The 12795-nt window shown below is 50.4% G+C and carries 12 protein-coding genes and 1 tRNA gene; 4 read left to right on the top strand and 9 right to left on the bottom strand.

The window, feature by feature from the left end:
- Positions 1-53: 53 nt before the first annotated feature.
- The 7 genes from KJS55_RS12680 to KJS55_RS12710 form a co-directional block, all read right to left on the bottom strand.
- Complete coding sequence (locus KJS55_RS12680; RefSeq protein WP_002593326.1) at positions 54-398, bottom strand: TnpV protein; 345 nt, start codon at positions 396-398, stop codon at positions 54-56.
- Positions 395-3319 carry a DUF4368 domain-containing protein gene (locus KJS55_RS12685; RefSeq protein ID WP_213543441.1) on the bottom strand — a complete coding sequence of 975 codons (2925 nt, stop codon included), beginning with the start codon at positions 3317-3319 and terminating at the stop codon, positions 395-397. The genes KJS55_RS12680 and KJS55_RS12685 overlap by 4 nt, the downstream gene beginning before the upstream one ends.
- On the bottom strand, positions 3309-3740 hold the full coding sequence (locus tag KJS55_RS12690; protein ID WP_118645461.1) for a PcfB family protein: 432 nt from the start codon (positions 3738-3740) through the stop codon (positions 3309-3311). The genes KJS55_RS12685 and KJS55_RS12690 overlap by 11 nt, the downstream gene beginning before the upstream one ends.
- A 97-nt stretch (positions 3741-3837) precedes the next feature.
- On the bottom strand, positions 3838-4545 hold the full coding sequence (locus KJS55_RS12695) for an antirestriction protein ArdA (protein WP_213543442.1): 708 nt from the start codon (positions 4543-4545) through the stop codon (positions 3838-3840).
- Positions 4532-5617 (bottom strand): DNA cytosine methyltransferase, encoded by a 1086-nt coding sequence (locus KJS55_RS12700; protein WP_213543443.1) that lies wholly within the window; start codon positions 5615-5617, stop codon positions 4532-4534. Before KJS55_RS12700 ends, KJS55_RS12695 begins: the two co-directional genes overlap by 14 nt.
- Position 5618: 1 nt before the next feature.
- Positions 5619-5960, bottom strand: a complete 342-nt coding sequence (locus KJS55_RS12705) for a DUF7768 domain-containing protein (protein WP_186879311.1) — start codon at positions 5958-5960, stop codon at positions 5619-5621.
- Between the two features lie 53 nt (positions 5961-6013).
- A complete protein-coding gene (locus tag KJS55_RS12710; RefSeq protein ID WP_213543444.1) occupies positions 6014-7480 on the bottom strand; it encodes a ParB/RepB/Spo0J family partition protein in 1467 nt (488 codons plus the stop codon).
- A 201-nt stretch (positions 7481-7681) separates the two neighbouring features.
- Between KJS55_RS12710 and KJS55_RS12715 the strand changes: the two genes are divergently transcribed.
- The 4 genes from KJS55_RS12715 to KJS55_RS12730 all read left to right on the top strand — a co-directional run bounded on the left by KJS55_RS12715 (position 7682) and on the right by KJS55_RS12730 (position 10730).
- Entirely contained in the window at positions 7682-9190 is a 1509-nt protein-coding gene (locus tag KJS55_RS12715) for an LA2681 family HEPN domain-containing protein (protein ID WP_213543445.1), read from the top strand.
- A 2-nt stretch (positions 9191-9192) separates the two neighbouring features.
- A complete protein-coding gene (locus tag KJS55_RS12720; RefSeq protein WP_213543446.1) occupies positions 9193-9804 on the top strand; it encodes a restriction endonuclease in 612 nt (203 codons plus the stop codon).
- A gap of 310 nt (positions 9805-10114) precedes the next feature.
- Positions 10115-10585, top strand: a complete 471-nt coding sequence (locus KJS55_RS12725; RefSeq protein ID WP_213543447.1) for a hypothetical protein — start codon at positions 10115-10117, stop codon at positions 10583-10585.
- 63 nt (positions 10586-10648) lie between these two features.
- A tRNA-OTHER gene (locus tag KJS55_RS12730) sits at positions 10649-10730 on the top strand.
- Positions 10731-10821: 91 nt separating this feature from the next.
- Here the strand turns inward: KJS55_RS12730 and KJS55_RS12735 are convergent.
- Together KJS55_RS12735 and KJS55_RS12740 are read right to left on the bottom strand one after the other, a co-directional pair.
- Positions 10822-12426, bottom strand: coding sequence for a recombinase family protein (locus tag KJS55_RS12735; protein ID WP_213543448.1), 1605 nt, complete (start codon positions 12424-12426; stop codon positions 10822-10824).
- A gap of 72 nt (positions 12427-12498) precedes the next feature.
- Positions 12499-12711, bottom strand: a complete 213-nt coding sequence (locus tag KJS55_RS12740) for a hypothetical protein (protein ID WP_213543449.1) — start codon at positions 12709-12711, stop codon at positions 12499-12501.
- Positions 12712-12795 lie beyond the last annotated feature (84 nt).

The following is a 12795-nucleotide window of genomic DNA, read 5'->3' on the forward strand; positions in this document are numbered from 1 at the left end:
ACTTTGGACTACATGAGAAAAGTCCGAACAGTTTTCTGCCCGGACTTCCTCGCTCAATCATAAATCAATTCCACTTTCACAATCTCCTCTGCCTGTGCCTTGCAAGCGTTCATCTGCCGCACCCATTCCATTTGGTTTTCGGCTTTCAGTTGCTCGGTCACGCCGTTTTGCTCTGCCAGTGACCGCACGATCAGCTCCATGCGGTTTCGTGCTGTTTCGTCAATCTCGGCGCAATGCTCAAAGAGCTTGTCGGATAGCACCAGCTCATTGAACAGTATCGGACGGTGCATTTCCAGATACGCCTTGCGAAGTCTGCCGTAGTGTCCGAGGGGCTTGGTCTTGCGGATAATGATGTTTGGGATAAGATAATCGCCGTTCTGTGTGTAAGTGATATTCATGCTGTTTGTACTCCTTTCATCGGCTCTCTCTGCGGTAAACTGCTGACAGGGACGAACACGCCCTTTGCAATGTCCTCCGCACGAATGGCGGCTTTCTTGGCTTCGATTTCTGCCTTTTTCCGCTTTTTGATTTTGTCCTCGTATCGCTTCTGTGCTCCGCTGGCTTTCCGCTTCAAGTAGTTCTGGTGGAGCCTGTCCTTGCGTTCCTCACGCTTGCGGATTTCCTCTAATTCCTCCGGGGTAAGCTCCACTTCGCCAAACGCAGGGGGAACGAAACGACCCACGAAATTGAAGTAAATCTCGACCTCCTGTGTGGTCTGAATACTGCCCTTGCGGTCACGCTCATGCACAAGGATTTTCTCAATAAACTCATTGAGCATGGCAATCGTCAGCTTGTCGAAGTTCTCATACTTGTCAATCAGAGCGATAAAACGGTCAGCGTCCTTTTCGTGCTTCTCGTAGCTCTTGATAGCCTTTTCCAGAACAGAGATTTCAGCGGTAAGCTCGGTCTGCTCCTTTTCATATTGAGCGTCCAGAGTGGCATATCTGCTGTCAGACAGCTTTCCTAAAATGTTGTCCTCATAGATTTTGCAGAGCAGGACTTCCAGCTCGGAAACTCTCTGCTTTGCGGTGGCAAGGCGTATCCGCTGTTTCTTGACCTCTGCCGTCTGCTGGCTGGACTGCGCTTCCTGCACCACTCGGACAAACTCGGCTCTGTCATGCTTCGCATACTCGGCAATAGCTTTGAGCATTTCGGAAACAAGGGACAGTACCACATCTTCATTGATACGGTGCTGTGTCGTGCAGAGCTTTCCAACTGGGACTTTGCTGTATTGGGAACAGGTATATTGAGAAATACGCTTGCCGTTGTTGGTACGGTGGACATACATCTTGCCGCCGCAATCGGCACAATAAAGCAAGCCTGTGAGGGGAGCTGCTTCGCCCCAGCCGTCCGGGTAGCGTCTGACATTCCCACGGATTTTCTGCACAAGGTCAAAGGTCTGCTGGTCAATGATAGCTTCATGGGTATTCTCGAAAATTGTCCATTCGTCCTCCGGGACATAATGGCTTTTCTTGTCCTTGAAGTGCTTTCGGGTCTTGAAGTTGATGGTGTGTCCCAGATATTCACGCTTTTCAAGAATGTTGCAGATGGTGGAAGAACCCCAGCCGTACACATCTTTGAAGGTCTTATTTTTGTTCACGCCCTCGCCGTGCCGGGCAAGGTAAGCGGACGGAATGAGGACTTTTTCTTCTTTCAGCTTGCTGGCGATCTGATACGGACCGTAGCCGTCAATCGTCATGGCAAAGATGCGCTTGACCACCTCGGCGGCTTCGGGGTCAACCAACCATTGGTCTCTGGCTTCGTTCCAAAGATAGCCGTAAATGACCGTGCCTGTGAGGTGCTTGCCGGACTTGCCTTTGGACTGGAAAGTGGAACGGATTTTACGGCTGGTGTCTCTGGCGTAGTATTCGTTCATAATGTTGCGGAAAGGGGTAAAATCATCGTCCCCTCTGGCACTGTCCACGCCGTCATTGATGGCGATAAGGCGAACGCCACGCTGACGCAGGATTTCCATAATCTGACCGACTTTCAGATAGTCACGACCCATGCGGCTCATGTCCTTGATGCACAAATACTCCACATTCCCGGCTTCCACTTCTTTCATCATTGCTAAAAATCCGGGACGGTCAAAGCAAGTACCACTAATGCCATCGTCCGTGAAATGGACAATGTTTGTAAAGCCCTGCCGTGCGGCGAACTCCTCCAACATTGCCTTTTGATTGGATATGGAATTGCTCTCACGCTGTTGGTCATCATCTTTGCCAAAGTCATCACGGCTCAGTCGTTCGTACAGAGCTGTGATTTTCTCATTTTTTCTCATAACTTGCGCTCCTTTCTTCGGTTTTAGGTTGTGTGTTCTAAGAGACTTCCCAACCGCTTGATTAAGAAGTCTTTTAGAGCATACAACACCGCTGCTGAGCTTGTATTTTTTATACTGCTTCACCGCAAAGCAATTCGGCTTGCGTTGTTCCAGCCCCTTGAACATATAGTCCACGGCGTTGAGAAAGTCCTCGTCATCCTCCTTGACCTCCATGCCGGAGATCATGTCCACCAGCGTATTCATGTTGCGATCCTCCTCGGCTCCCTCAAAAATGATGTAGCCCAGCAGAGCGCAGTACAAAAGCGTTTCCGCCTTTGTCCAGAACGGATCGCCCTCCTTACCCTCGCCCTTGGTGTTGGAAATGAGGGCGTTGACAAACTTCAGAATGTCCGCCTCGGTCTTGATATACGCCAGCGGGTTATAGTGCATGGATTTTGAAAAATCAATGCTGTTGAACACCTTAATTTTGTAGACCCGCTTTTGCAAAAACGAGCCGACCTGCCCCAGCACACCGCCCTTGGGGTCTACCACCACATAGGAAGAATGTGCTTGCAGGAGTTGGGGCGTGAGCCAAAAGCGGGTCTTGCCGGAGCCGGACGAGCCGATGCCGCAGAAATTGAGGTTGCGGGCGTTGGCGGGATTTTTCGGACGGGTGTTCATGGTGAGCCGTTCTGTGGCGGTCAAGATCATATTGTTTTCAAACTTGGGATCGACAAAAGGGCGTATATCTTTTTCAGATCCCCAACGGGCTGAACCGTACTCTTCATCACGCCGGTATTTCTTGGCGTCCTTGCTTTTGAAGTAGATCAGCAGGCGGAACGTCGCCGCACCCACAATGCCCACCAGCCAGTCAAAGGGAGCAAGGCCGGGGGCGAAGTTGGCAAAAGCCGCTCCGACAGTCTGACCCAGCCCGATGAATTTATGTGCGAAATCGCTGCCCACCGCCAGACGGTAGGCCGTCCCCAGCTTGAGGAACACCCAGCCGATGAACACATAGGGAATGTTTGGCAGCACATATTTACGGAGCTTATCTGTCATGCGACACCTCCTTGATGTGCTCCTTGGGCGGCTTTTCCTTGGCAAGCTGCTGTTCCGCCTGCTTCATCTGTTCGGGGATCGTGGGCTGGCGGGACTTGGCCTTATCCAGCACCTTGCGGGAATATTCCGAAAAGCAGGCGGTCATAGCGTCCGCCTGCCCGGACTTGAAGAACAGCAGGTATTTCCCCGGTTCAGTCTGATAAAAAGCATAGTCCACATTCCATTTCCGGGCCACCCGGTCAAAGAGCTTGGTATCCCCGGACAGTTCAAGGCTGCTGGTGGATGTGCCGTGCGCCATGAGTTTTTTCACGGTTTGCTTGCCGTGGGGCGTCTGCTTTGCCCGGTGTGCCTTGGCGATCTTGCGCCCCACCGCCCGGACAACATAGGCAAGCCCCCGGGCGGTCAGCTTTGACGCCTTCACCGATACGGCAATCGTGCGCCGGGAAATATCCTCGTCTACCAGCCGTCATCGCCTCCTCTCTGATAGAATTATGACCTTGGGACAAAATGTCCCAAGGTCAGCGGTCATCATGCTCCTTTCTCGGGTGCAGGCGCTCGCCCTCTAAAGAGGAACGGTCTATGACCTCCTTGTAGGCCGCCATCTGCTCCCGGATATTCAACTTGGGGTACGCAAAAATACGGTGTTCGGCGGGAATGTCCTCGATCCCGTGGTACACCTCCTTGAAATCGCCGCTGCGGGTCAGATAGCCCGTGGGGGCAAAGTGGCCGCCCTCGTTGATCCGCATGTCCCGCCCATAGGCTTCAAAATCGAAGTAGGGCAGCACATTGTCCGGCACATCCAGTAGTTCCATGTCCTCCACATAGATGCGCCCCAGCGTTTCATCGTCGGTCACGCCGGGGTGCAGGGAATAGCAGTCCAGATTGTGAACGAGGTTGATGATGTCCGCCACGCTGGAAGTATGGTCGCCCTTGTTGAGCGCAGCCTCCAGCGTTTCGATCTCGTCGCTGTCCAGCTCGGAAATGAGATGCGCCAGATGGTTCAGCTCGTCCAAGTTTTCATACTCGGTGAGATAATCGTATAAGCCCATCACATCGCCGTCAAAGGCGGTGATGAAAAATTCCTCATACCGCACACCGTCCACGCCGATGTTCTTTAGAAGCGATTGCACCTCCTCCGTGGTAGCCGGAAATTTCAGCGTTTCGCCCACAAGCTGCCCCTCGGCGTATTTGCCGAGGTTGGTGATGTAGGCTTCAAATACCGTCATTTGCACCTCCTTTTGTCAGCGCCTCCGCAATCCCCGCCATGATGTACTCGGCACAGGGCAGCGCGATGGCGTTTCCCAACGCCCGGTAACGGTGGGAGGATAGGATTTCCTCGCCGTCCGCACCGTACCTTGTCCAGCCCTCCGGCAGCCCCATCAGCCGCTCACATTCCGTTTCCGTGGGAAAGCGGACGCAGCCCCCGGCGGGATCGTCCTCATACCAAAAGGCAAAGGGCGAAATGCCGCCCGCTAACAGAGTGGGAAAAGGGTCAGTTGGCAGTCCGAAGCTGTTTCGGAACGCTGTTTCCGTCCGCTCCTTGGCGGATGCCCGCATACGAAAGCATTGAAAGGGTTGGGTGACTGGTATGCGCCGCCCTGCTTCAATAAAAGAGCCTCGATCTCCGCAGGCGGCGGGCAGCCCGCGACCTCCGCCAAGTGCAGGAAGTGACTGCATTGTGCGGGGCTTAAAAAGTATTTCGTGGGAACGCCGTCCTCCAAAGTCTGCCACAAGAAAGATGCGCTGCCGTCGTGCCAGCCGGGGGCTTGCCCAATGCTGGGCGTCCATGAGCCGCCAGCAGAGGTCAGGCGTTCGCCCTCGCACCATTCCGGCTCCTGCCCATCTTCCAGAAGCAGGCATTGGAACATCGGTGTCTGTGAAAGCGGATAGGACGGCTCTAAAATCCATCCTGTTATTTGATGAAAACGCTCCCATGACATTTTCCCAAACAGCGATTGCTGGAAATAGACCATTTGTCGCCTCCCTCATTTCACGGATAATGCGGATGGCTTGAAAAAACAGACTGGATTTTTCTCCCGCAAGTCCCTTGCGGTTGCCGATCTGCGAGAGATTTTGACACGGTGAGCCAAAGGTGATGATATGGACGGGCGGGAGTTCCCGCCCGTCCAGCTTTGTCACATCCCCCAAATGCGCCATATCGGGAAAGTGGCGCTTGGTGATGGAGATAGGGGCTTTTTCGATCTCGCTTGCCCATATCGGCTCAATGCCGCAGCGCACCGCCGCCAGCGGGAATACGCCGATCCCGTCGAACAGGCTCCCCAGCCGGAGCGCTGTCATCTTATCTGCGCCCCTGTCCCTTGACGGTCAATATGCCCTCAAGGGTGGTGGCGGTGATCCCGAGCCTCTGGGCAACGGCGATGTCATTTTTCATGGCCTCGGTGACAGTATGACCGCACACCACCAGCACATGAGAACGGCGGAGCAGGTCGCGCCCCATGTCGATGCCGCTCTTATGTTCCTCTGGAACGGCGTCATTGAGGAAAAGGGGCTGATAGAGCGTCGGGCAGATAGGCGAAAAGCCCGCCTCATACACCGTGCGGCAATACTGCGCCGCCAGTTTCGTGTTTTCGTGGTCGCTGCTTACGCCTGCGGCGGTAATATACGCGAGGGGTCGTTTCATTGTAAAAACCTCCAATTCATAAACGAAAGACCTCGGGACAAAAAGTCCCAAGGTCACTTTTCAAGATCCGTTTTCTTTTCGGGCTTGCCCAGCTCGGGCGGCTGCTTGGCCTTCCAGTCATCCAGCAGGGAAATGATCTTGTCTTTCATTTCCCTCGGGGACTTGTCCTTGCCGAAATACTTTTCCAGTTCCGCACTATTGATGATCACCTTGTCTACCTCCTTTTTCTCCTGTGACAGAATACCGTCGATCACATCACCGTTGAGCTTGCCGTCCTTGTCCAGCTCCCGCATTTTCTGTGCCTGCGACAGCGAGGGCGAGGACTGCTGCCCCTCGATGGATACGGCGATATATTTCTGATGCTTCGGACGGATGAATGAGATCTCTACCGCCGGGGTAAATGCCAGCTTTTTCTCGTCTACCATTGCCTGCAAGTCCGGCACAAGCTCGGTCAGACGGATATACCGCTGTACCTGCTTGTAGTTCATGCCGTTGCGATCTCCCACGACCTGCGTGGAGCGTTTTCCGGCGTCTTTGTCCTCTTCGCCGGGTCGAGAGCCTTGGTGCTTGATGGCCTCCACCTGCATTTTGAGCGACTGCGCCTTTTCCGTGGGCAAAATACGCTCACGGTGGCGGAGGTTGTCATCCGTCATAGCGAGGATGGCTTCATCGTCCGTCATGCTGCGGACGATACACGGCATATTCGCAAATCCAGCAAGCTCGCTTGCCCGCTGGCGGCGGTGGCCTGCGATGATCTCATAGCCGCCATCCTCACGGGGACGCACCAGCGCAGGCTGATTGACACCTGCCGCCTTGACCGACTCCACAAGCCCCTGCATCTCCGCATCGTCCCGGACACCAAAGGGATGATTTTTGAACGGGTGCAGATCAGACAGGTTGAGATAAACGATCTCCTCTTTTTTAGCACGGGTGGCGTCACGGGACGCAGACGGCTCCGGCGTGACCTCCGCACCAGTGGGAGCACCGCCCTTATCCACGGCAGGCTTCTCCGGGGCGGGCTTGCTTTGGGACTTTTTGTCCCGAGGTTTGGACGGCTTTGCCTTATCGGGAGCGGCCTTGCCATCCTTGGGCGGACGCCCCTTGCCGGATTTGGCAGCCTTGTCCTTTTCCGTGGGTGGCCTCTGCTTGGCTGCCTTTTTCTCCTCCTTGGCCGCCTCGTCACGGGCGGCGGCAAAATCTACCACCTCGCCGGAATGTGCCGGGACGGGATCGTCCTTGCCGGGAGTAGGCGGCTGCCCCTGTTCCTTTTCAGCCTTGGGGGTATCGGGAGCGGCAGGCTCATCCATCTCGGCGTGGATAACAGCGTCAGCGGGGTCAGGCACGGCCTCGCCCATTTCAAAGAGCGCCGCCTGCCCCTCATGTTCCAGCATGACCTCCTCTGCGTCGGTCAGCGCAGGCTCGGGAGCGGGCGGCTCCAGCACGGCGGCATTTTCCACCGTAGGAGCGGGAGCCTCGGCGGGCGGAGCTGCCTCGGGAATGTTTTTCTTATCATCTGCCATTTGCAAACCTCCTTTTGTGGCATGAAAAAAGCCAGTCCGCAGACTGGCCAGCAACGGGAAACCTCCTTTCAGAAAGGTGTATATTACATTACCGCCCGTTGTCCTATTGAACGGTATTATTATTGTAGAAAATACTAGAATTTGATGCTATAATTAATGTGTTCTATGATTAGTTTTCGGAAGAAATAGAGGACTGTTGGTATGCCAAACTACAAAGAGAAAATAGCTGAATTTGAGAACAATTTTTCTACTGTCATAGATAAATCCGTTAGAGACTTGTCTATGGCCTTTGACAATTTATACCTCGACAAGAATGCTAAGGAAATTCCGCCCACTATCAAGTTAGCGGAAGCCTTGCTGTCTGGCGAGCATAATATATCGACCAAAATGCAGATTCATTATGACATTGCGAATGCATATCACGATCTCCGCATGATTGAAGGAGTATATAGCGAGCGTTACCTTGAAAAAGAATTATACCATTTGCGCTGCGCCTTAGATATGTATGAAACCAATTATTATGATGCAGACAGCGACAGTGCTGAAGTAAAAGTAGCTCAGTATATTGCCATGCGGTCATACACAAATCTCGGAAACGCTTATCGAGCATTAGGTCGCCATATTGTGGCAATAGACTGTTTTCAAGACGCTTTGCTGATTAGCAATGATTTTGCGATGGCAAGTCTCAATCTATCGTTTTTGCTGTTTAGGTGTGCACCGTTGCAAATCAAACGTTATGAGCAGAGCTACTATCATCATGCCTGCTATTACTATTATAAGCAAACAGAACGTTGCAAGATAAACCTAGAAGATCAAGATTATTTGGAAGGTTTGAAATCCAATATTTCTTTGTTCGATTCTGCATATGTTGAGAACTATTTGAACAAACCACTAGAACTTCCACTATTTGAAGTAGACAACCAAGATGAAGCCGATTATCGAAACTATTTGCTTTTATTCCGGCTTTTCTTAGACCCGTGTTTGGAAATATTATCTGATCACTGCTTTGCAGTTGATAGCATCAATCTTCCCTTTGAAGCGCCATATAGTGACAGAGAAAAAGAATTCATTGGCCTGTTTAACCAAATCAAGCAAGAATATAATTGGGCCAGACTCTTATGGTATAAGACATCAACGGAAGAAGCAAACGAGCATTATTCGGATCGGGAATTGGATTTAGTTGATACGGGGGATTCTTCAGATCATTCTTTAAGAGAAAGTATGTTACGAACTGCCTTTAAGGCAGCATACTCTCTATTTGATAGGATTGGATTTTTCATCAACCAGTATTTTGAAGTGGGGCTTACAGATACAAAAGTAAGTTTCAAAAATATATGGAAAGAACAGCTGATTGATGGAAATGGACAAGTGTATTTCACAATTCCCAAGCCTATCATGAATACTCATTCGGATAACCCTCTGGTTAAAGCAATGTATTGGCTCCAAAAAGATTTCTACGAAAGAAAAGAAATTAATGTTACTACCCCTCACGCAGAACGAATCTTCCAGATGAGAAACGACATAGAGCATAATTGTCTACGCACTGGAACGCAATCGCATAATACATCTTTTACAAAATATACTACCGAGGGAAAAATTGAAAATAATACATTCCGTCTCTTAAAGTTGGCAAGGGAGTTGATAATATACCTTTGCCTTGCAGTAAATTTTGATAGAGAAAAAGATAAAAGAGCATCCATGGAGGAGTAATAATGGGGGCAATCAATCCTTATCGAGAATTCGTTGCGAGTATATCCCCAACGGAATTTGAAGAACTTTGCTTGGAAATATTGAAGGGCTATGCAGAAGCTGAGCATTTATCAGACTTCTCGATCCAGCATAATGTATCTATTCCTGCTGATGATGGTACATACCAAATAGATGTCTATGCAAGGTTTATTGCCATGGGCGTTGAGTTCAAAGTCATAGCAGAGTGCAAGAGATACTCTTCTCCCGTTTCTCGTGAGAAAGTTGCTGTGTTAGCCGATAAAGTAAAAAGCCTTGGTGCACATAAAGGAATTATGATCTCCACCTGTGGCTTTCAAAGTGGAGCGTATGAATACGCCAAGAAACATGGAATAGCACTTTTGCAAGTCATTAATAGAAATGTAATGCACATTATGAATGCCGCCACTCCAGAAACAGAAGAACAGAAGCAAAAACTCCACCTTATGTTGGACTGGTATAATCGAATGCCAAAATACTACGCCAAAGAGTATGCAACAATGGATTTTCCGGACAAAACAATTTATCCTTCTCCCAAAATGCTGGAAGCGATAAGGCGGGAATTTGTTTTAGCGCATAAAGATATACTACCAAGGTAACCCCCTTTGTATCTTACATATCGGTTAACAAATAATCCTTTGGGACATTTTGTCTCAAGCCGCTTTGGCTCCTTGATCTTGTGGTTGATGTTCTCTATATCGCCTGCCACAATTAACTTTCTTCGACATGGCATAAAAAAGACCAGTCAGCAGACTGGCCAGCAGTGGGAAACCTCCTTTCTGTTTGGGATATTGGAAAACGCCCCCACAGTCTTCTCGGACAGTGCAATTCTCAAAACGTAATTTTCTGTCGCTTTTTGCAATAGCGTATGATATAATAATAGCGCAAAATTAAATGGGAGGTGTATCTATGAGCGTAATTAACGACTCCAAGGATTATTTTTATCTTGGATTACAAAATAAAAAGGAACAGATTGACCTGCTATGGCCAGGCGTTGAAAACCTTGAAAGCACACAGTTTTATGAGCTGTGCCAGAAGTATTCTGACATAGCGCTTAATGCAATCAAACAGAGAATTCCGGGGACTTGTGATGTGCAAGGTTGTTTCCAGTTTGCAGATATAGAGATTGCAAAGCGTGCAACAAAAGACTATGTTGTAGATCGGGAGATTGAAGATGTTGATACTCTTTTGTCTTTAATCCATGAGTTCCATTCGCACGCAGTTGCATGGGATGACAAGAGGACAACGAGCGGGAGAGTGCTACCCGAAAACTACAACTACCAATCTATCTATGGCGGACAATACTTTAATTTCAAAGAATTACCCGAGGATATTTGGGGGGACATTGCAACCGAAGTCAAAGAATATATCTGCGGATAAATGGCCAATCATTCTTTGGGTAGGGTGTCCCGCGTATTGAAGCACTTATTTGACCCGGTTTAGGGGGGTATGTAACCGCACTAACCGGGAGAGCGCTTGAATGGCATTCAAGAGGTCAGCGGTTCGATCCCGCTTATCTCCACCAAACTTTGGTGTGCTGAGTATTCTTAGATGACCTGCTTCATACGAAGCAGGTTTTTTCATGCCTGTTCCCTTTTGGGAGCGGGCTTTTTGTTTTATGCGGCAATTGTCACAATGTCCAGCCCTTCACAGAACTGTGTAAAGTCAATGTTGAAATCAATGTGCAGCTTGTAGTCACGGTATACCTCTACCCGCTTTATCAAACAGCTCACGATCATTTTCTTTGCCTCTATGCTGGCTGTGTCATACATTTCTGCCCATGAGATGATGTCGTTATATTGCGTGTTCAGCGAGGCCATCACCGCTTGTCCTTCGTCATAGGCCGCTTGCGCTGCCTCCAAATTCTCTTGGAGCTCTCTGCATTTCGTTTCGGCTTCGGCAATTAGAGAGTTTAGCAGCTCTTTAGAAAAGCTACTCTCTCCACGGATGGTCTTGATGACTTCACCTTTCAGCGTTTCAAGGTCTGCGGCAGCTTTGACATACTCGGAGCGAACACTATGGAGCAGGCTTTTCCGCTGCTCCATCTTCTCTTGGTAACGGGCACTGACAATCTCGCTTTTGGGAATTGCTTTCATGCGCTCAAAGATTTGGCGCACCAGCTTATCAATGATACCGTCAAGAATATGGGCGGTGTAACCCGTCTGCCCGTCACAGTCGGTTTGTTTGCGGGTTTTGCCATAGCAGATATACCGCACACGCTTCACCACCCGATTAGGGTCATCCTTGCAGGGATAAGCCTTTCCGTTGGTGGTGAGGGTCAGCCTCGACCCGCAATGCCCGCAATACACGTTTCCGGCCAAAAGCGAGTTACCCCGGGTATTCAGCGGGATATGGCGTTCCTGCTCGGCGCTGTTGGCCCGCGAAGTGCGGATATGTTGGGCGGCTTCAAACAGCTCCGGCGAAATGATTTGCAGATGGGGCAGCTCTTGGGAACGGCTTTCTCCGCACCGCAGAACGCCCGTATAGGTCAGATTGCAGACAATACCTCGGATGCTGGCGTGGTGCCACATCTTGCCCGTTCTGGCCCGGTAGCCCTGTTTGTTCAAGTAGGTGGCAATCCGTTGAGCGCCGAAACCCTCATGTACATACTTGTCAAAGATGATACGCACCACGGCGGCCTCGGTTTCATTGACGACCAGATCATAAAGTTCATGCTTGCGCTTGTTGAAGCGCCCGCTTTTCACAAGGTCATAACCGTATGGAGCAAGGCCGCCTTTGAAGCCACCACTCTCAACGAGCTGGCCCAATGCGGTTTTGGTACGGATAGAAGTCTTTTCGCTTTCGCCGTCAGCCTGCCAAAAGCGGATATAGTTTGTGAGCTTGTCCGTGTGGCTGTCGAAGCGCTGCTCCCCCTCTTGGGTACTCCATACCTCGATTCCGTTCTTTACAAACCATTCTACTACAAAGGGCGTTTCGTCAGCGATACGCCCGATACGGTCAAACATAAACACCAGCAAAATATCAAACTTCTTCTGCTTTGCCAGTTCCTTGATGATTTGCAGCTTGTCCCGGTTTTCAGCTCTTACCTTGTGGCCGGAAACGCCTTCCTCTTGTTCCTCATGGACAATCACCCAGCCCATCTTTTCGCAAAAGGCATGGCAAGCTTTCCGCTGCATGGGAATGTCGGCCTGGTTTTTATCGTTGTGGTCCACCTGCTTGTCGGTAGAAACACGGTATAATGTACAAACTCGATTTTTCATAGTTGACCCGTCCTTTCATATTGTCAAAAGGGCAACATGAAGATGCGGATCAATACGCAATCTATGCAGTTTTCAAGGTACATGGTGTCTATCACCATCTTTATTATACCGCTGTACAGGAGGGGCAGCAAGGATGCCTCCGGCTTGGAATTTATGTCCTCCCGCGATATAAGAGGACAGCAGGATTTGTTTCAGATGGCCGGAAATGGCCGTGTTTCTGGTTTCGGCAAAGGTGGCGGAAATCTCATACCCGTCCACCTTGAGCGTGGTGGCATTTCGTGGCATAGCGTTACCTCCTCAACGGAACGAAAAACAGTAAACTCCCATTTCCCCCTTGTCCTGTGGGGAAATGTCAAAAGACGGCACCCG

This window comes from Pusillibacter faecalis (genome assembly GCF_018408705.1).
Classification (GTDB): Bacteria; Bacillota; Clostridia; order Oscillospirales; family Oscillospiraceae; genus Oscillibacter; species Oscillibacter faecalis.